This is a genomic window from Streptomyces sp. NPDC046712 (assembly GCF_040645695.1).
GTDB lineage: Bacteria > Actinomycetota > Actinomycetes > Streptomycetales > Streptomycetaceae > Streptomyces.
In genome coordinates this window covers 193,454-214,188 of record NZ_JBEYYW010000006.1, presented here as the reverse complement: position 1 = coordinate 214,188, position 20,735 = coordinate 193,454, and the positions used below count along the sequence as shown (strand labels likewise).

18 protein-coding genes are annotated in these 20,735 nt (G+C 70.6%); 6 read left to right on the top strand and 12 right to left on the bottom strand.

The genetic code is table 11. The annotated features are described in order from the left end of the window. Positions 1-58 precede the first annotated feature (58 nt). From ABZ939_RS11150 to ABZ939_RS11125, 6 genes are all read right to left on the bottom strand, one after another. On the bottom strand, positions 59-1,957 hold the full coding sequence (locus ABZ939_RS11150) for an anthranilate synthase family protein (protein ID WP_361851770.1): 1,899 nt from the start codon (positions 1,955-1,957) through the stop codon (positions 59-61). Beyond that, positions 1,954-2,577, bottom strand: a complete 624-nt coding sequence (locus ABZ939_RS11145; protein ID WP_361851767.1) for an isochorismatase family protein — start codon at positions 2,575-2,577, stop codon at positions 1,954-1,956. Before ABZ939_RS11145 ends, ABZ939_RS11150 begins: the two co-directional genes overlap by 4 nt. A 124-nt stretch (positions 2,578-2,701) precedes the next feature. Then, complete coding sequence (locus ABZ939_RS11140) at positions 2,702-3,472, bottom strand: 2,3-dihydro-2,3-dihydroxybenzoate dehydrogenase (RefSeq protein ID WP_361851764.1); 771 nt, start codon at positions 3,470-3,472, stop codon at positions 2,702-2,704. A gap of 25 nt (positions 3,473-3,497) precedes the next feature. Then, positions 3,498-4,670, bottom strand: a complete 1,173-nt coding sequence (locus ABZ939_RS11135) for a 3-deoxy-7-phosphoheptulonate synthase (RefSeq protein ID WP_361851761.1) — start codon at positions 4,668-4,670, stop codon at positions 3,498-3,500. Positions 4,671-4,878: 208 nt separating this feature from the next. Next, positions 4,879-6,318, bottom strand: coding sequence for a multicopper oxidase domain-containing protein (locus ABZ939_RS11130; protein ID WP_361851758.1), 1,440 nt, complete (start codon positions 6,316-6,318; stop codon positions 4,879-4,881). 201 nt (positions 6,319-6,519) lie between these two features. Beyond that, positions 6,520-7,062 (bottom strand): SRPBCC family protein, encoded by a 543-nt coding sequence (locus ABZ939_RS11125; protein ID WP_361851755.1) that lies wholly within the window; start codon positions 7,060-7,062, stop codon positions 6,520-6,522. Between the two features lie 299 nt (positions 7,063-7,361). Between ABZ939_RS11125 and ABZ939_RS11120 the strand changes: the two genes are divergently transcribed. The 5 genes from ABZ939_RS11120 to wrbA all read left to right on the top strand — a co-directional run bounded on the left by ABZ939_RS11120 (position 7,362) and on the right by wrbA (position 13,564). Continuing rightward, positions 7,362-9,011, top strand: coding sequence for a carboxylesterase family protein (locus ABZ939_RS11120; RefSeq protein WP_361851752.1), 1,650 nt, complete (start codon positions 7,362-7,364; stop codon positions 9,009-9,011). Positions 9,012-9,055: 44 nt separating this feature from the next. Then, the gene (asnB, locus tag ABZ939_RS11115) at positions 9,056-10,912 is read left to right on the top strand and encodes an asparagine synthase (glutamine-hydrolyzing) (protein WP_361851749.1); all 1,857 of its coding nucleotides are present in this window, start codon (positions 9,056-9,058) and stop codon (positions 10,910-10,912) included. A gap of 130 nt (positions 10,913-11,042) precedes the next feature. After that, on the top strand, positions 11,043-11,903 hold the full coding sequence (locus ABZ939_RS11110; RefSeq protein WP_361851745.1) for an aquaporin: 861 nt from the start codon (positions 11,043-11,045) through the stop codon (positions 11,901-11,903). A gap of 39 nt (positions 11,904-11,942) precedes the next feature. Beyond that, positions 11,943-12,809 (top strand): arylamine N-acetyltransferase, encoded by an 867-nt coding sequence (locus ABZ939_RS11105; protein ID WP_361851742.1) that lies wholly within the window; start codon positions 11,943-11,945, stop codon positions 12,807-12,809. Between the two features lie 137 nt (positions 12,810-12,946). Further along, the gene (gene wrbA / locus ABZ939_RS11100; RefSeq protein ID WP_361851739.1) at positions 12,947-13,564 is read left to right on the top strand and encodes an NAD(P)H:quinone oxidoreductase; all 618 of its coding nucleotides are present in this window, start codon (positions 12,947-12,949) and stop codon (positions 13,562-13,564) included. A gap of 94 nt (positions 13,565-13,658) precedes the next feature. Here wrbA and ABZ939_RS11095 read toward each other — a convergent pair whose 3' ends face one another. The 4 genes from ABZ939_RS11095 to ABZ939_RS11080 form a co-directional block, all read right to left on the bottom strand. After that, entirely contained in the window at positions 13,659-14,522 is an 864-nt protein-coding gene (locus ABZ939_RS11095; RefSeq protein WP_361851736.1) for an AfsR/SARP family transcriptional regulator, read from the bottom strand. 317 nt (positions 14,523-14,839) lie between these two features. Continuing rightward, on the bottom strand, positions 14,840-15,490 hold the full coding sequence (locus tag ABZ939_RS11090) for a ScbR family autoregulator-binding transcription factor (protein WP_361851733.1): 651 nt from the start codon (positions 15,488-15,490) through the stop codon (positions 14,840-14,842). Between the two features lie 158 nt (positions 15,491-15,648). Continuing rightward, positions 15,649-16,419, bottom strand: a complete 771-nt coding sequence (locus ABZ939_RS11085; protein ID WP_361851731.1) for a glucose 1-dehydrogenase — start codon at positions 16,417-16,419, stop codon at positions 15,649-15,651. Between the two features lie 57 nt (positions 16,420-16,476). Further along, positions 16,477-17,169 (bottom strand): HAD family phosphatase, encoded by a 693-nt coding sequence (locus ABZ939_RS11080; RefSeq protein WP_361851727.1) that lies wholly within the window; start codon positions 17,167-17,169, stop codon positions 16,477-16,479. Between the two features lie 363 nt (positions 17,170-17,532). Here ABZ939_RS11080 and ABZ939_RS11075 point away from each other — a divergent pair, with 363 nt between their 5' ends. Continuing rightward, positions 17,533-18,495, top strand: coding sequence for a ScbA/BarX family gamma-butyrolactone biosynthesis protein (locus ABZ939_RS11075; RefSeq protein ID WP_361851725.1), 963 nt, complete (start codon positions 17,533-17,535; stop codon positions 18,493-18,495). Between the two features lie 65 nt (positions 18,496-18,560). Here ABZ939_RS11075 and ABZ939_RS11070 read toward each other — a convergent pair whose 3' ends face one another. Further along, entirely contained in the window at positions 18,561-19,028 is a 468-nt protein-coding gene (locus tag ABZ939_RS11070) for an anthrone oxygenase family protein (RefSeq protein ID WP_361851722.1), read from the bottom strand. 46 nt (positions 19,029-19,074) lie between these two features. Further along, complete coding sequence (locus ABZ939_RS11065) at positions 19,075-20,613, bottom strand: von Willebrand factor type A domain-containing protein (RefSeq protein ID WP_361851719.1); 1,539 nt, start codon at positions 20,611-20,613, stop codon at positions 19,075-19,077. Positions 20,614-20,735 lie beyond the last annotated feature (122 nt).

Here is a 20,735-nt window from a genome sequence, read left to right as displayed (position 1 = left end):
CGCGAAGACAGCGGCGCCGCCCGGGCCCCGGGCGGCGCCGACGGTCATCCCTGGGATGTCACCGCGCCGCCTGCGCCATGCCGCTCTTCACCAGCCCGCCCAGCATCGACGCGACGATACGCGGACCGCTCTGGGTGAGCACCGACTCGGCGTGGAACTGCATCGACGCGAATCCCGCGCCGCGCAGGGCGTGCACCTCGCCGGTCTCCGGGTCCCGGCTGACCTCGACCGCGCCGAACTCCGGGTGCGGGAATTCGTCGGCGTCGCTGCGGGCGGCGAAGGTGTTGTAGAACCCGACCCGTTCCCGTGCGCCGAAGAGGTCGATCTCCTTCTGGACGCCCTGGTTGGGCACGTCGCGGCGGGTGAGGTCCAGGCCGAGGCGCAGGCTGAGGACCTGGTGGCTGAGGCAGACCGCGAGGAACGGCCGGCGCTCGCGCAGCAGGCCGTCGACGGCCTGCCGCAGATGCGCGATCTTGGGGTGCCGGGCCTCGCGCGGGTCGCCGGGTCCCGGGCCCATGATGACGAGGTCGTAGCCGTCGAAGGCGTACTCCTCGTCGAAGCGGCGGACCGTGACCTCCGGTCCCATCGCCCGTACCTGCTGTCCGATCATCGAGGTGAAGGTGTCCTCGGCGTCGACGATCAGGACGCGCTGTCCGGCGAGTGCGGGGTCGGGCCGGCCGCGGCCGGACTCCTCCGCCAGCCAGAAGCCGGCGATGGTGGCGTTGCGCCGCTCCAGCGCCTCCCGTACCCGCGGGTGGGCGCGGAAGCGGGAGCCACCGTCGTCCTGGAGGGCGGAGAGCAGTCCGGCGGCCTTGGCGCGGGTCTCGGCGACCTCCGACGCGGGGTCGGAGTGGCGCACGAGGGTCGCGCCCACTCCGATGGAGACCCGGCCGCCCGCGTCGATGTCGGCGGTACGGATGAGGATGGCGGAGTCCATGGCCCGGCCGCCGAGCGCGTCGCGGCCGATGAGGGCGACGATCCCGCTGTAGTAACCCCGGCCCCGCGGTTCGTACTTGGAGATCACCTTGCAGGCGCTCTCCAGCGGCGAGCCGGTCACCGTCGGGGCGAACAGCGTCTCGCGCAGGATCTCGCGCGGGTCGCGGTCGGTCTGTCCCTCGATGAAGTACTCGGTGTGGGCGAGCCGGGCCATCTCCTTGAGGTACGGGCCGACGACCCGGCCGCCGCCCTCGCAGATCCGGGCCATCATCTTCAGCTCCTCGTCGACGACCATGTACAGCTCGTCGGCCTCCTTGCGGTCGGCGAGGAAGTCGAGGACGCCGGGGAGGGTGGGGCCGGAGGCCGGGTAGCGGTACGTGCCGCTGATGGGGTTCATCACGGCGGTGCCGTCGGCGAGGCTGACATGCCGCTCGGGGGACGCCCCGACGAAGGTGCGCTCCCCGGTGTGGATCAGGAAGGTCCAGTACGCACCCGACTCGCGCTCCAGGAGCCGGCGGAAGAAGGTCAGCGCGCTGCCGGGTCCGTAGTCGGTGATCTCGGCGGTGAAGGAACGGCGGATGACGAAGTTGGCGCCCTCGCCGGTGCCGATCTCGTCGGCGACGACCCGGCGCACGATCTCGGCGTACGCGTCGTCGTCGACGTCGAAGCGGCCGTCGGCGAGGGTGATCGGGACGTCGGGGATCGCGGCCAGGACGGTGTCGAGCGGAACGGTGGTCTGCTCGGTGACGCTCATCGCGATGAGCGGGGCGCCGTCGTCGGTCCGGTCGTAGCCGCGCTCGCCGATCTGGCGGTACGGGACGACGGCGAGGACCTCGTGCCGCCCGGCGCCCCCGTCCTCCCGTACGGGAAGGTCGGCGAGGGTCACGGGCAGCGAGATCTCGCCGGTCAGCAGGTCGAGTGCGCCGGGTCCGGTGGTCTCGGGCCGGTGCAGCACGGCGAAGGCGGGCGGGTTCGGGCCGAGGATCCGGCTCAGCAGGTCGGTACGGGCCGTGGTGCTCACCCCAGCACCTCCTTGGCGGTGGTGACGACGGCGCAGCGCCTGGCCGCGTACGCGACGGCCGACCGGTGCTCCGCCTCGGTGAAGTCGCCGACGGCGTCGGCGACCAGGAAGGTCTCGATGTCGTTCGTGAACGCCTCGACGGCGCTGGCGAGAACGCCGATGTGGGCATACACCCCGCAGATGATCAGCTGGTCGCGGCCGTGGAACCGCATCCGCTCCAGGAGGTCGGTGCGGAAGAAGGCGCTGTAGCGCCACTTGGTGAGCAGCCAGTCGCCCGATGCGGGCGCGAGCGGCTCGACGATCTCCCGGTCGGCCGGGTCGAGGCGCATTCCCGGGCCCCAGAAGTCGGCGAGCAGACCTCGCTGTTCGGGGGTCATGCCACCGGGCTGCGCGGTGTACGCGACGGGGATGCCGTGGGCGGCGCAACGGTCGCGGAGCAGGGCCGCGTTGGCGATGATCTCCTCGCGCAGGGGCGAGGGGAACGGGGCCAGGAAGTAGCGCTGCATGTCGTGGACGAGCAGCACGGCTCGGTCCGGGTCCACGGACCAGTGCGGGGTGACCGGCGGCAGCGCGCCGGCCGTCGGCAACGGATAGGCCTCGATGGGTGGTATCCCGGCCATGACCGTCCTCTCGGGTACGGGTGGGATGAGGGGTTGCCGGCGGGGGCCCGGGGCCGCTCGGCCACGGGACCGGGCGACGCCACGGGTGCCGGGTGCCTTGTCGGATTCCGGCGTCGGCGGGTGCCTACGCGCCGAGGGACGCGCCGCCGTCGACGGTGAGGTCGTGCAGGGTGATGTGGGACGCCTGGTCCGACAGGAGGAAGACGACGGCCTCGGCGACGTCGGTGGGCAGGGCCAGCTTCTTCAGCGGGATGCCGACCCGGAACGCCTCGGGACGGCCCTCGATCGTGCCCTTGGGCCCGGACTCGTCGTGCCACATCGAGGAGAGCATCGGGGTGTCCGTGGAGCCGGGCGCGACCAGGTTGCAGCGGATGCCGTACGGCGCGACCTCCAGCCCCAGCGACTTGGTGAAGAGGGACGCGGCGGCCTTGGAGGCGGCGTAGGCGGCCATCTCGCTGCGCGGGGTGTTGGCCGCGTTGGAGGCGACGGTGACGAGCGCGCCGGAGCCGCGCGGGATCATCCGGTCGACGACGGCGCGGGAGACCTGGAAGACGCCGGTGGCGTTGACGGCGAAGGTGGCCGCCCAGTCCTCGTCGGAGAAGCTACGGACGGGGCCGAGGCGCAGCACGCCGGCCGCGTTGACGAGGTAGTCGATCGGGCCGAGGCGGCGCTCGGCCTCGTCGACCAGGGCGGTGACCTGGGCGCTGTCGGTGACGTCGGCGGGGAACGCCTCGACGGGCAGGCCCTCGACGGCGAAGGCCGCGACGCGCTGCTTGAGCGCGGACTCGTCCCGGTCGACGGCGGCTACGGTCGCACCGCGCTCGGCGAGGGCGCGGACCACCGCGGCGCCGATGCCGCCCGCGGCGCCGGTGACGAGGGCGATCTTGTCCTGCATGGCAGTTCCTCCCTGAGGGGTGATGTCAGGCGCGCCAGGCCGAGACGACGGAGACGGCCTGTCCGGGGTTGAGCCGCGGGTCGCAGAAGCTGGTGTAGTACTCGCCGCACCGGCCGACCCACTGCTCGCCGAGCACGCACTCGGTGACGTCGTCGGGGGTGGTCTCCAGGTGGACTCCGCCCGCGATGCCGCCGGAGGAGCGCACGGCGAGCTGGAACTCGGAGATCTCCCGCTCGACGGTGGTGGTGTAGCGGGTCTTGAGGCCGCCGGGGGCGGTGACGGTGTTGCCGTGCATGGGGTCGGTCAGCCAGATCACCGGGTGGCCGGCGGCACGGACCGCCTCGACGAGCGGCGGCAGTTTCTGGGCCACCTTCTCGGCGCCCATGCGGGCGATGAGGGTGAGCCGGCCGGGCTCGCGGGCCGGGTCGAGGATCTCGCAGAGGGTGAGCAGCTCGTCGGGGGTCATGCGGGGGCCGACCTTGCAGGCGACCGGGTTGACGACCTCGGCGAGCAGGGCCACATGGGCGCCGTCGGTCTGCCGGGTGCGTTCGCCGATCCACGGGAAGTGGGTGGAGGCGAGCAGCAGCCGGCCCTCGTCGTCGCGGCGGAGCATCGGCACCTCGTAGTCGAGGAGCAGCGCCTCGTGGCTGGTCCACACGGGCGGGTCGATGACCGGGCGGCCGACGGGCTTGCGCCAGCCGAGGTGGCCCATGATGTCGTTGGCGGCCATGTAGCCGGTGAGCAGACGCAGCGGGTCGGGGCGGCGGGACTCCGGGTCGGGCTCGGGGCCGTTGACCATGTGACCGCGGTAGACGGGGAGTTCGAGGTCGCCGACCTTCTCGGTGTCGTTGGAGCGGGGCTTGCCGAACTGGCCGGCCATCCGGCCGACCCGGATCACCGGCTTGTGCGTGATCATCTTCATGGCGCCGGCGAGCAGGTCGAGGACGGCCGCCTTGCGGGCGACGTGCTGGGCGGTGGACTCGTCGGGGTCCTCGGAGCAGTCGCCGGACTGGACGATCACGGCCTCGCCCGCGGCGGCCCTGGCCAGGAGGGTGCGCAGGGTGTGCACGTCCTGGGGGCTGACCAGGGCGGGGCGGACGCTCAGCTCCTCCCGTACCCGCTCCACCTGCGACGCGTCGTCCCACACGGGCTGTTGCAGAGCCGGCCTTTGCCGGATGTCGAGCAGAGTGTTGTCCACGGGGAGTCTCTCCTAAGACGACAGGACGACGGTGCGACCGTGCGGGTGGCATTCTTCGAGGCGGAGACCGAAAAAGGGCCGGCCGGGCACAGGGCCGGCCGGCCCGGAATTCGTTGGAATCATCTGCCGTTGACTGGCTCGCGGCCAATGACACCGGACGCACTCCGTCAAGTGGGCTGAGAATCCATCAGGTCGGTTCGCGCGCCGTTCACACGACTTCCATCTGGGCCATCATTCCCATGGCCGCGTGGTCGAGCATGTGGCAGTGGTACAGGTACTTTCCGCGATGGCTGTCGAATGTTGCCTGGAACTTCACCGTCTCGCCGGGCATGACGCGGATCGTGTCCTTGAGTCCTGCCTCGGCCGGGCCGGGCGGATTTCCGTTCCGTTCCAGTACACGGAACTGCACCAGGTGAATATGAAAGTTATGCGGAATGGCTTGATTGCTGTTGGTCACCGTCCAGATTTCAGAACCGCCCCAGGGAACGGTGTTGTCGATTCGGTTGTGGTCGTAGACCTTTCCGTCCATGTATCCCTGCGGGGCGGGCCGCCCGTCCTCGTCCATGCTCATGACGACGGTCCGCCGGCCGGTGACGGCCGGCAGCGCGGGCAGGGTGCGCAGCGTGGCGGGGACGGCGCTGGTGTCGGTGGTCGTCTTCACCACGTCGAAGCGGAGCACTTTGCCGGTCAGTTCGGCCGGTCCGGGGCCCTCGGTGTTCTCCAGGACGAGCTGGGTGCCGACGGGGTGGCGGGAGAAGTCGATGACGACCTCGACACGCTCGCCCGGCGAGAGGGCGACGGTGTCGGTGGAGAAGGGTCGCTCCAGGAGGCCGCCGTCGGAGCCGATCTGGATGAACGGTGAGCCGTCGGCGAGCCGCAGGGTGAAGAACCGCAGGTTGGTGGAGTTGAGCAGCCGGAAGCGGTACTTGCGGGCCGCGACCTGGAAGTACGGCCAGGCCTTGCCGTTGGCCAGGATGGTGGACCGGCTGCGGAAGTCGTCCATCGTGTAGACGAGTTGCCCGGCCGCGTCGAAGTGCCCTTCGCGGAGCATGATCGGCACGTCGTACACGCCGGAGGGCAGCGGGAGCGCCTTCTCCTCGGCGTCGGTGAGCAGGTAGAACGCGGAGAGGCCGCGGTAGACGTGCTCGGACTCCATGTGGTGGGCGTGGTCGTGCAGCCAGAGCGGGGCGTGCCCCTGCTGGTTCGGGTAGTGGTACGTGCGGACGCCGCCGGGGGCGATGGTGGCCATCGGGTCGCCGTCGTGCTCGGGGGCGACGTGCCCGCCGTGCAGGTGGATCGAGGCCGGCATGTCCAGCTTGTTGTACTGGTTGATGACGACCGGGCGGCCTGAGGTGGCCCGGATGAGCCCGGGGAAGCCGCCGTTGAAGGTGAAGACCTCGGTCAGTTGTCCGGGCAGGATCTCCTTGGTGGTCCGCTTGATCGAGATGTTGTAGGTGTCGACGCCGTTGGCGGTCGAGCTGGGCGCGATGACCTGCGGCAGAGGCATCGGCTGGGTGAAGAACGGGACGGCGGTCGCGTCGGCCGCTGTGGCCGATGCCGCGCCGAGCAGCGGGGTCAGGGCTGCGCCGGTGGCCACCGTGCCGCCTGTCGCCAGGGCGGCACCGATGAACCGTCGTCTGGAAAGCATGGGGATTCCCCTCGTCATGGGCGCGCCCTGTGCGCACCCGTATCTCCGTGCTCCGTGGGGGGACGTGGGGGGTGTGGGGGTGTGGGGGGACGTGGGGGTGTGGGGGACGCGGGGGTGTGAGGTCTCGTGGGGCCGGGCGCGCGACGGGCCGGCCCTTGTGGGGCCGGCCCGTCGATGCGTCGTTCCTGGTGGCGGTGGGCGTCAGTCCTTCTCGACGACGACCTTGATCCTGCCCAGGGTCTCGGTGACGTCCCGGGTCATCTTCGCCGTCCAGTCGGCGATGAACTTCCGCTTGTCGGCCTCGTCCATGTCCTTGGTGATCTCATGGATCCCGGGCGACGCGTATCCCATACGGAACGTCTGGGAGAGCGTGGCGCCGTTCTCGGCCGGCTCGATCAGGAAGGACCAGGTGAGTTCCTGCGGCTCACCGGTCTTGGAGTGGATCTTCCAGCGGAACGCACGGCCGGGAGTGGTCTCCGCGACCTCCGACTTGGTGTGCCAGATTCCGCGGATGAGCGGGGCCCAGGACACGATGTCGTCGCTGCGGAAGTTCTCTCCCTCGAAGATCGAACCGACCTTCCCGGGCTCCCCGGACAGCCACCGGCCGCCCTGGAGTTCCGAGCTCCACTCGGAATGGCGCTGCATGTCGCTGACGATCGAGTAGATCTTGTCGGCGGAGGCCGCGATATGAATCTCGGCGCCCAGTTCGAAAAGGGGACGGGAGTCCAGAATCGACGTTGTCATGCCTGGATCCTGCCGATCCCCGGCAGGTGCGCTCAAAGGTTCGCGTGTGAATCCGTCAGGTCACCGTGACACCGCTTCGGACAGCGCGCCGACTGACCTGACTGAGTACGCCGAAGCACATTGGCCGAGGCCAGGACGTGCGGCACCCTCGCATCGTCGTCACTCTTCGACGCGCCGTCTTTCGGCATTCGCATACCCGGGGAGTTTTGTTTATGGACCGGTCGGGAGTTGGACATGAACCGCCACCCACGCCACGGAGACGTACGGTCGTCGCGGCCGCCGCAGCGATGGCGTCGGCGGTGACCGTTCCGGGCGGTCTGGCCTCGGCCGCGGAGACCGGCGGCACGGCCGGGACCGGCGGCCGCGCGGAGACCACGAGTGTCGTCACCCGCGTCAGCGGCGGTCTGATCAGGGGCGAACGGGCCGGCGGCCTGGCCGTCTTCCGGGGGGTGCCCTACGCCGCTCCCCCGGTCGGCGAGCTGCGCTACCGCTCGCCGCGCCCGGTGACCCCCTGGAGCGGGGTACGGGACGCGACCGCGTTCGCGCCCGTCTCGTACCAGTCGTACCTGCCGGGCTCCAGCGAGGACAGTCTGTACGCGAACGTGTGGACGCCGGACACCGGCGGCGCCCGGCCGGTGGTGGTCTACATCCACGGCGGCGGCTGGTTCCTCGGCGCCGGCAGCGAGCCGGACTTCGACGGCGCCCGGCCCGCCGCCCACGGCGACATGGTCGTGATCACGTTCAACTACCGGCTGGGCGCCCTGGGTTGGGGTCTGCACGAGGACCTGCTCGACGAGCGCACCGGCGGATACTCCAACTGGGGCCTCCAGGACCAGGTGGCGCTGCTGCACTGGGTGCGCCGCAACGCGGCGGCCTTCGGCGGCGACCCCGGCAACATCACGCTGGCCGGCACCTCGGCCGGCGGCTCCTCGACCTGGCAGCTCGGGCTGCTCCCCGAACTGCGCGGCACGGTCCGCCGGATCGTCCCGATCAGCGTCAAACACGTCTGGGAACCGGCGAGTTCGATGAGCCGGGAGGACTCCCACCGGGTCTTCGAGCTGGTCGCCCGCAAGCTCGGCACCACGGTGCGCGGCCTGCGCTCCGTGGAGGCAGCGCGGCTCAAGGACACCTGGGAGAAGATCTTCTCCGGCAGCCCCGCCGACCGGGAGATATCTACCTGGCGCGAGTACCAGGGCCCCGTCGTCGACGACCGCTGGATGCTCGGCCACGACCACGAGCTGCCCACCCCCGAGCTGCCCACCCTGGCGATCTACGGCCGGACTGAGGGCACCTTCTTCACCACCGGGCCCGGCTATCCCTTCCCCGGCGCCCACCCCACCGACGACGAGAGCCTGCGCACCGCGATCCGCGCCGTGCTGCACAAGGGCGCGGTGCATGCCGCCGACACCGAGGTGGACGCCGTGATCTCCGCGTACCGCCGGGCGGCGGCGATCGACGGACTGCCGCAGGACCCGGTGTCCGTCTGGGGCGCCATCTGGGGCGACAGCCTGTTCCGCTACCAGATCACCCGGCTCGCCGAACGGCAGGCCAGGGAGCGGCCCGGCGTACCCAGCTATCTGGTGGAGTTCGCGCACCCGGTCGCCCCGCCGCTGACCGGCACCCCGCACGAGGCCACCTCCAAGTTCCTCTTCGGCACCTACGGCTCCGCGGTCAACGCCCCGCACTACGGCGACGGCCCGCTGGAGAAGCGCGTCTCCGACACCTTCATCGACCTGGTGGCCTCCTTCGCCCGCGGCCGGGCGCCGAGCAGCCCGAACGCCCCGACGGTGCCGGTGTTCTCGCCGGACCGGCCCTCCACGCTGATCCTCGGCGGGGAGCGGGTCGCCGAGATCGGCGAGCGCTCCGCGCTGCGTCAGCTCGCCCACTGGGACACCGCTGGCTGGGTCCCGGTCCCGAGGTCCCCCTCGGCCACCGCCCCCCGCTCCTGACTCCGTACATCCCGCTGATCATTCGAGAGAGGACCTGAGGCGCCATGTGCGGACTCACCGGCTGGATCGCCTACGACCGCGACCTGACGCTCGGCGGCGACACCGCCGAGGCCATGACCCGGACCCTGGAGTGCCGGGGCCCGGACGACGGCGGCATCTGGCTCACCCGGCACGCCGCCCTGGGCCACCGCCGTCTCTCCATCATCGATCTGGAGAACGGCCGCCAGCCCATGCACGCCGTCCCCGGCGACGACGGACAGCCCGTCCTCGTCTACACGGGCGAGGTCTACAACTTCCGCGAGCTGAGGGAGGAACTCAGCGCCCTCGGACACGAGTTCCGCACCGCGTCCGACACCGAGGTCGTGCTGCACGCCTATCTCGAGTGGGGCGAGGAGTTCGCCGAGCGGCTCAACGGCATGTACGCACTGGCGATCTGGGACCCGCGCACGGAGGAACTCCTCCTGGTCCGCGACCGGATGGGCGTCAAGCCGCTCTACTACTATCCCACCGCGGACGGCGTCCTCTTCGGCTCCGAGCCCAAGTCGATCCTCGCCCACCCGGAGGCGGAGGCGGTGGTCGACGCCGAGGGCCTGGCCGAGATCTTCGCCATCATCAACACCCCCGGCCACGCGGTCTTCAAGGGAATGCGCGAGGTCGTCCCGGGCACGTCCGTCCGCTTCTCACGGTCCGGCTCCACCACCCGCACGTACTGGACGCTCCAGGCGCGCCCGCACACGGACGACCTCGACACCACCATCGCCACCGTCCGCGAGCTGCTCGAGGACATCATCGAGCGGCAGCTGATCGCCGACGTGAAGGTCGGCACCCTGCTCTCCGGCGGTCTCGACTCCAGCGCCGTGACCGCACTCGCTGCGAAGGTGCTGCGCGACCAGGGTTCGGACGAGCGGATCACCGCCTTCTCGGTCGACTTCAAGGACCACGGCGAGACCTTCCGGGACAACGGCATCTGGATGGACCCGGACACTCCGTACGCCGTCGATGTCGCGAAGCACTCCGGCGCCGAGCACATCATCGTGGAGCTGGAGAACCACGACATCCTCGACGAGGACGTACGGGCCGCGGTGCTGCGCGCCCAGGACCTGCCGGTCTCCACCGGCGACATGGAGCACTCCCTGCACCACCTGTGCAAGGCGCTCAAGGAGCGGGTCACGGTGGCGCTCTCCGGCGAGGCGGCCGACGAGATCTTCGGCGGCTACAACTGGTTCTTCGACGAGGAGGCCGTGAACGGGGACACCTTCCCCTGGTACGACGCCTGGCGGCGGCTCGGCGGCCTGGACACGATCAAGGACATCGGGCTCTGGGACCGGCTGGGCCTGGAGGAGTACGTCAAGCGCCGGTACGCCGAGTCCCTGGAGGCGGTCCCGCGGCTGGCCGGCGACTCCCGGCACGAGGAGCGCATGAAGGAGCTGACCTGGCTCAACATCATGCACTGGGAGAAGTTCCTGCTGGACCGCAAGGACCGGATCTCGATGTCCACCAGCCTCGAGGTCCGCGTCCCGTTCACCGACCACCGGCTCGTCGAGTACGTCTACAACGTGCCGTGGGAGATGAAGAACTTCGACGGCCGGGAGAAGAGCCTGCTCCGCGCGGCCGCCGCGCACGTGCTGCCGCAGTCGGTCCTGGAGCGGAAGAAGAGCCCGTACCCCTCCACGCAGGACATCGAGTACGTCACCGCGCTGCGCGCCAAGGTCGAGGCGCTGCTCGCCGAGGGCTCCCCGGTGCTGCGGCTCGTCCCGCGCGAGGGCATCCAGCGGCTGCTCGACAGGCCGCTGGAGGAGTACTCGGCGCTCGGCGGGCTCTGGGGAACCCGGGCGGTGATGGAGCGGCTCGTCGAGTTCAACGCCTGGGCGCTCGCCTACAAGGTCCGTATCGAGCTCTGACCTGCCCGTTCGCCCCTCTGCGGCGTCGTGGGCGGCCTTCCGGCCGTCCGCGGCGCCGCGGACGCATGTGGACGCCCCGCACCACCCGCGCCGCCTGTACCGACCGCATCACAGCTGGGAGTTGGTCACCATGACCCACAGCAGTCGTCACCGGGCCACCCGCCGGGAGTTCCTCTCCCCGCGCGCCCGCACCTTCGCCCTGGAGTTCCTGATCACGGCGGGGATCCTGTTCCTGATCGTCACCACCGCGCGCTGGATCTTCGCGCCGGACGCCCCGCTGGGCTCCGTGCTGAAGGGGCGCGCGGCGTTCGTCGCGCTCGGGATCTTCTTCGGCGTCGTCAACACGGCGATCATCCACTACTCGATGTCCCGGAAGACCGCCGGGCACATGAACCCCTCGGTGAGCATCGGGCTGTGGCTGCTGCGGGTCTTCCCCGGCCGGGACGTCCTGCCGTTCTGCGTGGCGCAGATGACCGGAGCCGTGGCCGGAGTGGGTCTCGCCCGGCTGGTGTGGGGCGCGGACGTGGGGCTGCCCCAGGTCGGCTGGGCGGCGGTGGCGCCGCAGCCCGACTGGGGTTTCTGGGGGGTGCTGACGGCGGAGACGGTGGGGCAGCTGATCTGTATGACGCTGGTGGCGGCGCTGCTGATCCGGCCGCGCTGGGAGTGGCTGATCCCGGGCGTCGTCGGGCTGTGCATCAGCGGTTTCATCATGATCCTCGGGCCGCTCGCGGGCGGCTCGGTCAATCCGGCGCGGCAGTTCGGACCCGCGCTGTGGGCCGGGAACTTCGGCTTCCTGACCGCGTATCTGATCGGCCCGGTGCTCGGCGCGGCGCTGGCGGCCGCCCTCGCCGCCGCGCTCAGGCCACCGGTGCTCCCGCCGGCCGCCGCGGAGGAGCCGGTGGCGGAGCAGGGGGCGGCCGTGTGCCCGGACACCATCCCGCCCGAGCTGCTGCGGGACCGCCCCACGCACGACGACCCCCACCGCATCTGACCCAGGCCTCTGACCAGGCATCTGACCCAGGAGACAGCCATGTTGGGAACCTACGGACTGCCCGTCGCCGTCGAGACCGATCCGGAGTGGCAGAGCGAGCTCCTCGACCTCGACGCGTACCTCGCCCGGATCGGCTTCACCGGGCCCCGCACCCCCGGCGCGGACACCCTGCACCGGGTGCTGCGCGGGCACATGGACGCGATCGCGTTCGAGAACATCGACATCGCCCTGGGCCGCCCGGTCTCGCTCGATCTGGACCGGATCCAGGACAAGCTCGTACGGGCGGGGCGCGGCGGCTACTGCTACGAGAACAACCTGCTGCTCGCCGCCGCCCTGGACCGGCTCGGCTTCCCGGTGACCCGGCTCCTCGCCCGTATCCGTCAGGGCGAGAGCCGGCGCCGCTTCCGTACGCACACGGTGCTGCTCGTCCGGGCGGACGACGAGGTCTGGCTGGCCGACGCCGGTTACGGCTACAGCGGGCTGATGGAGGCGCTGCCGCTCCGGGACGGGGCGGTCTCCTCGGTCGCGGACTGGACCTGGCGGCTGGCCGCCGACGGGCCCGACTGGGTGGTGCGGATCCCCGGGGACGGGACGGACGGGGGCTGGTTCGACATGTACTCCTTCCGCCAGGAGCCGCAGTTCCGGATCGACTTCGAGGCCGCGCACTACGTCTCCTCCACCCGGCCCGGTTCGCCGTTCGTCGGTGGGCTGGTCGCCCAGAAGGAGACGGAGAAGGAGCGCCGGCTGCTGCGGGACACCTCGCTGGAGATCCGGTACGCGGACGGGCGCGTCGAGCGTCGCGAGCTGAGCGCGGCGGACACGGTGTGCGCGCTCGGGGAGCTGTTCTCGATCGCGCTGAACGACGAGGACGAGCGGGCTCTGCTGCACTTCTTCGCCGCGAAGTGACATCCGCGTACGGGACTTGACGGACTTTCACCGAGTGCGTGGAAGGCCGCCGTGCCGTTCGGGGAAGGTCGCGAAAGGGCCTTTCCGTTCCGTTGTCGGCCCCGTCCCTCCGTCCTTCACCAAGGAGCAGGTCTGTCATGACCAACGTCGCAGTCATCTACTACTCGTCGACCGGCAACGTGCACACGCTGGCGAACGCCGCCGCGGACGCGGCGGAGAAGGCCGGTGCGGAGGTGCGGCTGCGGAAGGTGGCGGAGCTGGCCCCGCAGTCGGTGATCGACACGAAGGCGGAGTGGGCCGAGCACGTCCAGGCCACCCGTGACGTGGAGGTCGCCTCGCTCGACGACCTGGAGTGGGCCGACGTCGTGCTGATCGGCACGCCGACCCGTTTCGGTCTGCCCGCCGCGCAGATCAAGCAGTTCATCGACACCACCGGTGGCCTGTGGGCGCAGGGGAAGCTGGTCAACAAGGTGGCCTCGGCGTTCACCTCGACCTCGACGACGCACGGTGGCCAGGAGTCGACGCTGCTCGCCCTGAACAACACCTTCTACCACTGGGGCGCGGTCATCGTCGCGCCCGGCTACGCGGACCCGGTCCAGTTCTCCCCGGCCAACGGCAACCCGTACGGCGCCAGCAGCGTCTCGGCGAACGAGGCGAACAACGTGTCCGGCGAGAACCTCGCCGCGATCGAGTTCCAGACCCGGCGCGCGGTCGAGATCGCCACGGCGCTGAAGAAGGGCTTCTCCGCCGCCTGACGGTGAACCCGGGCGACACCGGAGGAGGGGCGGGGCGCTTCGGGCGCCCCGCCCCTCCTCTCGTTCTCCTCGGTGTCCGCCGCCGCGCGGCCCCTCAACCGAGCGACCCCGCGGGCACGAGACGGGGCAGCGACGACGTCTGCCGGCCGAACGCCGGCCGGGCCACGTCCCGTACGGTCAGGATCGAGCGCTGGAGCCTGCGCAGCCGTGCGGAGGGCTCCATCCCCGTCTCCTTCTTCAGTCCGTTGCGCAGCCGCTGGTAGACCTCCAGGGCCTCGTCCTGTCGTCCGCAGCGCAGCAGCGCGACCATGAACTGGCCGTGCAGCGGCTCGTTGGTGCGGTACTGGGCGACGAGTTCGGAGAGGTCGGAGATCATCTCGAAGTGCCGGCCGAGCCGCAGCTGGGCCTCGACCCACTGGTCGAGGGCGCTCAGCCGGGAGGTCTCCAGACGTTCGATCTCCATGCGCAGGTGGGGGCCGGCCGCGACGCCCGCGTACGGTTCACCGCGCCAGAGCGCCAGGGCGTCGGAGAGCCGGCGTGCCGCGCGCTGCAGATCGCCCGCCTCCATGGCCCGGTATCCGGCGCCCGCGGCCCGTTCGAACTGCCAGGCGTCGTTGGAGCCGCCGCCGGTGTCGAGCCGGTAGCCGCCGGGCAGCGAGACGAGCACGGCCTCGGCGCTGTGGCGCTCCAGCCAGGTTGATCCGGGTGCCGGTGGTCCTGCCCCGCGCAGTGCGGTCGTGATCAGCGCGCGCAGATCGACGATGTGGGACTGGAGTTCGACCCGGGCGCCGCGCGGCGGCCCGGACGGCCACAGTTCCTCCATGAGTACGGTCACGGGCACGACCTGGTCCGCGTTGGCCGCGAGCAGTGCCAGCAGCTGCCGCGGCGCGGCGGCGGTCGGAGTGATCGACACCCCGTTCTCGCGTACCGACAGTCCCCCCAGGATCCGGACGTCCACTTTGCCCCCTCAGTGTCGGTGAACGGATTGGCCCTGGACGATTAGAAAAGAGACCTGGAGGCATGTCAATAAGAAACCGCGGGGTATGGAATCTCCGGACCTGAGAACGCGAAGAAATGTCCCGATTCAGAGAGGTTTGCCGACATCAAGAATCCGCAAAGTGCGCAACGAAGCGTACCCGCGGGTCCAAGATCTGGACTCGCGGGTACGCTTTCCGAGGTCTATTCCAGGCGACGCGGAGATGTCGGCTTCATGTCATCCTCAAAAAACCGGCAGACGGGTATGGTTTTCCCGTTCGGTGAGGACGCGGGGCCTGCCTAACCGGCGGCCGCCTCCGCGGCCCGCAGGGCGCGAGCGCCCCGACCGGGCTCCATGTCGAGCATCGCGAGCACGGCGGGCACGGCGATGCTGGGCAGCACGTGGCGGTAGAGCGCCGAGGCCCACCGGTCCATGTCGGCCCGGTTGCTGCCCAGGGCCTGGGTCATCAGGTTCAGGCCGGCGTAGGCGCCCACCACGAGCGGAGCCACCTCCTGCGGGTCGGCGTGCGGCAGCAGTTCGCCGCGCTCCTTGGCCTCCTCGAGCACCCGCAGGTTGAGCTCCGTCCACTCCCGGTAGGGGCCGCTGCGGTTGAGCTCGTGCCCGCCCTGGTCGAGGGTGAGCCGGACGCTGCCGCGCAGCAGCCCGTCATGGGTCAGCCGGTGCGCGAACACCATGCCGATGTCGACGAACTCCTGCATCTTGGAGACCTGCGGCATCGGCATCGGCGCGGCCGAGACCTGGGCGTCGATCACCGCGTGCGCGAGGTCCTCCTTGGAGTCGAAGTGGAAGTAGAGCGCGCCCTTGGTGACCTGGGCCAGCTGGAGGATGTCGGTGAGTTTCGCGGCCTCGTAACCACGCTCGTCGAAGACGGTGGCGGCCGCTTCCAAGATCGCCTGGCGCGTCCGAATCGCGCGATCCTGCTTCGCCATTGGGGGTCACGTCCCTCTCATAGCCCGATGCCCCACGGGGCGCTCGCGCTCGCTCCGTGCCTGCTCGCACTTCACGGTCGAAAACAGCAAGTATGGACGGATACGTGCAGAGGACACAAGACATCGCACGCAGGCCGTTCGGCCGGACGGCACCCGGCTCACACCATCGTGAAGCCGCCGTCCACCGGCATGATCGCACCGGTGACGAACGACGATCGGTCGCTGCAGAGCCAGGCCGCCGCCTCGGCGATCTCCTCGGGCTCGGCGGTCCGCGGCTGCGGCGTGGCGGCGTGCAGCGCCTCCTCGATCCCGGGCACCGCGGCGAACCACTCGGTGACCACTTCGGTACGGGTCGTCCCGGGCGCCACCGAGTTGACCCGTATCCCCTGGGCCGCGTACTCGGCGGCGGCCGCCTTGGTCAGCCCGACCACGGCGTGCTTGGCGGCGACATAGGGCGCGGCGACCGGGGTCGCGAGCAGTCCGCCGACGCTGCTGGTGTTCACGATCGCGCCACCGCCGGTGGTCAGCATGGCGGCGATCTCGTCCCGGAGGCAGTTCCAGACCCCGCGCAGATTGACGTCCAGGATCCGGTCGTAGAGCTCGTCGTCCATCTCGTGCAGGGGCTCGCGGCCGGCACCCCACCCGGCGTTGTTGAAGGCCACGTCGAGCCTTCCGTACGTCTGCACCGCATGCGCCACGGCGGCTCGGGTGTCCTCGCGGCGGGTCATGTCCGCCACCACGTACTCGGCCTCGGCGCCCTGCTCGCGCAGCTCCGTCACCAGGTCCTTGAGCCTGTCCTCGCGGCGGGCGGCGAGCACCACGCGGGCGCCCTCACGGGCGAAGACCCGGGCGGCGGCCGCCCCGATTCCGCTGCTCGCTCCGGTGATCAGGGCGACCTTGTCGGGCAGCAGGCGGTGGTCGGCAGTCATGGAACGGTCGTCTCCCTCGGCAGTTGGATGTGTGACACCTTGTACGCCACGGCGTCCTCAGCGGTTCCAGACCGTACCGGCGGCGGCCTCGGCGTCGAGGGTCCGCAGCAGGGACTCGTCGATCTCGCCGAGCGACCCCACCACGTGCCGTACGCCCGCTCTGCGCATCAGCTCGCCCTGGAACCCGTGGGCGAAGTCGCTGGGGTGGCCGATGAACGGCACCCCGAGCTCCTTGGCGGCCTCCCCGACCCGGGCGACGTCGTCGATGAACAGGATCTGGTCGAACCGGAGTCCGAGGTCCAGCGTCACCTCGCGGACCCCGGGGCGGAAGTCGTTGGTGCACACATAGCCGGGCGCGTCGAAGAGATGCGCCAGCTCCCGCAGGTGGAGGTCGAAGTGGGACGCGTCGAGTCCGCCGTAGCAGACCGTTCGCAGCCCCAGTTCCCGCAGGCGAAGCAGCAGTTCGGCGGCGCCGTCGAGCACGCGCAGCGGATGCTCGGCCAGGTGGGCGGCGCGCTCCTCGAAGTAGGCCGCGAGCACCTCCTCGGGACCCCAGGAGAGCCCGGCCGCGGCACCGAGGGCCTTGGCCGCGGTGAGCTGGGTCTGGGAGAAGATCTCCCGCTCCACCTCGGCGTCGTAGTGACCGCCCCGGCTGGTGATGAACCGGTGGATGACCGGGCTGAACGTGTCGTTCAGCAGGACGCCGTCGATGTTGACGGCGGCGACGGATATCTGGCGCAGGTGTTCCACGGAGTCTCCCAGGGACAGCCGATCGGCGAGCCGGGCGTATCGGATCGAATCGCTCAGATCAGGACGCGATCACCCGAACCGGCGTCTCGGAGGCCCGAGAAACAAACCTGGCGGTACAGATTTCCGGCAGCGTGAAGATACCCGAAGCCTCCTCACTCGTGAACCCTCGGGTCTCATGAGTCGGACATCTGCCGTTCTGACAGGCGTCGTTGGACGCGGGCAGACTGGGGGGCACTTCGCCGTACCCCGCACCGACCTGACAGAACCGTACCCTTGCACTTGCGAAACAGACCGAGGAGTTCGTAACTTCCGCGAGAGCTGGTTGCCCGAATCTCCTTAGTAGGCCCCTAGTAGAGGGATCTCATGCTGCAGACGCCCGCCCCGACCGACATCGTGGACAGCGAAGCCCTCCGCGGGCTGACCACGACGGCTCCCCGTGAGTACGTTCACCGGGCCGCGCTCGCCGAGGTCTTTCTGACCGCCGAATGGTGCCGCAGGGACGAGGCCCACTTCACGCTGTACGCCCAATGGCCGCGTGGACACTCCTTCTTCGAGCCGGTCGGCGGTTCGCACTACGACCCGATGCTGGCTGCCGAAACGATCCGTCAGGTCGGTGCGTTACTCGCCCACGCGGGTTTCGACGTGCCATTGGGCCACCAGTTCCTGATGTGGGAGCTCAACTATCGCGTGACGCCCGCGCTGCTGCCCGTCGGCGGCGCACCCGCCGATCTGCGCCTCGACGTCACCTGCACCGACATACGCCGCCGCGCCGGCCGGCTGGCCGGACTGAGCTACGAGGTCGTGATCAGCGAGAACGGCCGGGTGCTCGCCACCGGCAACGCCCGCTACACCTGCACCAGCCCCGAGGTCTACCGCAGGCTGCGCGCCGATCGCCTCGCCGAGGCCGCGACCGCGATGGCCCAGGAACCGCCCACCGCATCCGTGGAGCCGCGATCCGTCGGCCGGCACAGCGAGTTCGACGTCGTGCTCACACCGACCGAGCGCGCCGACCGCTGGCAACTGCGGGCGAACACCCGCCACCCCGTGCTCTTCGACCACCCCGGCGACCACATCCCCGGCATGGTCCTGCTCGAGGCGGCCCGGCAGGCCGTGCACACCCTCATGCCCGGCGGCCGGCCGGTGCTGCCGGTGGCGATGGACTCCACCTTCCACCGATACGCCGAGTTCGGCAGCCCCTGCTGGATCGAGACCGAGCCGGCCGTGGACTACCCGGGCAGCCCGGAGCGGCTGATCCGGGTGACCGGCCGGCAGGACGACGAGATCCTGTTCACCGCGATCACCACGGTCGCGGAACTGCCTTCCTAGATCCGTCGGTTCAGGGACGGTCCATCCAAGGACGGTCGGTTCGCGGACCGCCGATCCGGCGACGCTCAGTTCAGGGACGCGGCGATCAGCAGCCCGAACGCGGCGGTGATCAGCATCGTGCGGACCGCGTGGAAGCCGTTCCAACGCTTCTCGAAGGCCGCCCGGACGGCGGACGGCGCCTCCCCCGTCCGCTCCGAGGCGGCCAGCGCGTTGTTCAGCGGGATGTTGCCGCCGATCGTGACCAGATGGTTGAGCGCGGCGCAGACCAGGCCGGCCAGGACCAGCCACTTCTGGGTGTCGGAGCGCCCGTCGACGGGCACGAAGAACGCGGCCACCGGGAAGGCCACGACCCCCAGGAACACGATCAGGAACACCGGCTTGGGCACGTACTCGTTGATCCGCCGCATGGCGTCGACGAACTCCGTGTCCCCGAGCCGGGCGAGCGCGGGCATGATCCCGGTCAGGAAGATCAGCATGAACCCGGCGTAGAGGCCGGTGGAACCGACGGCGAGGGCGAGCAGCAGGGTGGCCATGGCCCCATCATGACGGGATCCACGGCCACCGCGCAGCGGTTGTGGATCAACCGACGTACGGATCCCCCGGTTCCGCACCGCCGTCCCTGGCGAGCAGCTTGTCCGCCTGCCGGATCGCCTCGGTCAGCTCCCGGACCACCTTCGAACCCGACCGCTCCGCGATCGCCCCGGAGCGCTCGGCGAGTTCCGAGAGCTTCGGCGCGCCCGGCAGGTCGCCGCCCCTCAGCCGGTCGGCGAAGTAGGCGGTGACGGCGGTCAGCTGCAGGCTGTCGTGGCCGGGGGCCCAGAGGGAGGTGGTGAGCGCGCTCGTACCGACGCTTCCGGTGTTCTCGTGCGGGGTGCGGCTCTTGGGGTCGAGCCAGCGGACCGTGGCGGTGGCCAGCTGCCCGGTGCGCCCGGGCCGGGTCTTCACCGCGTACAGCGCGGTGACGGTGTGCCCCGCTCCCACCTCGCCGCCGTCGACCCGGTCGTCGCGGAAGTCCTCGTCGGCGACCTCCCGGTTCTCGTAGCCGATCAGCCGGAACTTCTCGACGGTCTTCGGGTCGAACGCGACCTGCGCCTTGGCGTCGCGGGCGCGCAGTTCGATGTTGTGGGGGAGCTGGTCCACGAAGACCTTGCGGGCCTGCTCGCTGGTGGAGACGTACGTGGTGTGCCCGTCGCCCTTGTCGGCGAGCCGCTCCATGAACGCGTCGCCGTAGTCGCTTCCGACGCCGACGCCGAAGAGGGTGATGCCGTACTGCCTGCGTTCCTTGTCGATCCGGTTCAGGATCGACTGCGCGTCGGTGTCCCCGGTGTTGGCGAGAGCGTCGGAGAGCAGCACGACCCGGTTGGTGGCGCCTTCGCGGTGCCCCTCGACGGCGACGTCGTAGCCGGTGCGCACGCCTGCCTCCACGTTGGTGGAGGAGGTCGTCGCCAGCTCGTCGACGATGTCGTGGATCCGCTCGCGCTGCCCCTTGACCTTCGTCATGGGCAGCCGGGTCTCGGCCTCGTCGCTGAAGGTGACCAGCGCGACCGAGTCGTCGTCGCGGAGCTCGTCGGTGAGGATGCCGAGGGACTCCTTGACCAGGTCGAGCCGGCCCGTCTCGGCCATCGAGCCGGAGATGTCGACGACGAAGGTGAGGGCGGCGGGCGGGCGTTCGCCCTTCCGGTCCGCGGCGGCGGTGGCGAGGCCGACCCGGACGACCGACCAGCCGTCGTCCCCGGTCCGCGCCCCGTCGATCGTCACACTGAACCCGTCGCCCGCGGGCCGCGGATAGTCGGGCCGGAAGCTGTTGACGAACTCCTCGGGCCGTACGGACGTCGGTTCGGGCAGCCGGCCCTCGGAGAGGGTACGGCGGGCGTAGCCGTACGAGGCGGTGTCCACGTCCAGGGCGAAGGTGGAGAGCCAGTCGGCGGCGGGCGGCTCGGACCGCTGCTCGCCCTCGGCGGCACCGTCCTGGCGGGCGTCGGGGGCGACCGGCGCCCGGTTCCCGCCGCGGCTCCCGTCCGCCGCCCGCTCGGTGTTCCCGTTGCCCGCACATCCGGTCAGGACCAGCCCGGCGGCCAGGATGCCGGCGGTGAGCCGGGCCCTGCGTCGTCGCTTCATGTCATCTCCCCCTCGAAGTCCAGCACTTGTGAATGTGACGTCCGAGGGGGCCGGAAGGAGCAGACGAAGGGGTTGCGGATGGATCTCAATGCGGCAACGGCGACCGGGGCGGCCTCCCGTGG

Bases quoted from the DNA above. Each gene is read 5' to 3' on its own strand.
- ABZ939_RS11145 (WP_361851767.1), bottom strand. From the start codon at position 2,577: ATGGCCGGGATACCACCCATCGAGGCCTATCCGTTGCCGACGGCCGGC.
- ABZ939_RS11140 (WP_361851764.1), bottom strand. From the start codon at position 3,472: ATGCAGGACAAGATCGCCCTCGTCACCGGCGCCGCGGGCGGCATCGGC.
- ABZ939_RS11130 (WP_361851758.1), bottom strand. From the start codon at position 6,318: ATGCTTTCCAGACGACGGTTCATCGGTGCCGCCCTGGCGACAGGCGGC.
- ABZ939_RS11125 (WP_361851755.1), bottom strand. From the start codon at position 7,062: ATGACAACGTCGATTCTGGACTCCCGTCCCCTTTTCGAACTGGGCGCC.
- asnB (WP_361851749.1), top strand. From the start codon at position 9,056: ATGTGCGGACTCACCGGCTGGATCGCCTACGACCGCGACCTGACGCTC.
- ABZ939_RS11110 (WP_361851745.1), top strand. From the start codon at position 11,043: ATGACCCACAGCAGTCGTCACCGGGCCACCCGCCGGGAGTTCCTCTCC.
- ABZ939_RS11105 (WP_361851742.1), top strand. From the start codon at position 11,943: ATGTTGGGAACCTACGGACTGCCCGTCGCCGTCGAGACCGATCCGGAG.
- wrbA (WP_361851739.1), top strand. From the start codon at position 12,947: ATGACCAACGTCGCAGTCATCTACTACTCGTCGACCGGCAACGTGCAC.
- ABZ939_RS11090 (WP_361851733.1), bottom strand. From the start codon at position 15,490: ATGGCGAAGCAGGATCGCGCGATTCGGACGCGCCAGGCGATCTTGGAA.
- ABZ939_RS11085 (WP_361851731.1), bottom strand. From the start codon at position 16,419: ATGACTGCCGACCACCGCCTGCTGCCCGACAAGGTCGCCCTGATCACC.
- ABZ939_RS11075 (WP_361851725.1), top strand. From the start codon at position 17,533: ATGCTGCAGACGCCCGCCCCGACCGACATCGTGGACAGCGAAGCCCTC.
- ABZ939_RS11070 (WP_361851722.1), bottom strand. From the start codon at position 19,028: ATGGCCACCCTGCTGCTCGCCCTCGCCGTCGGTTCCACCGGCCTCTAC.
- ABZ939_RS11065 (WP_361851719.1), bottom strand. From the start codon at position 20,613: ATGAAGCGACGACGCAGGGCCCGGCTCACCGCCGGCATCCTGGCCGCC.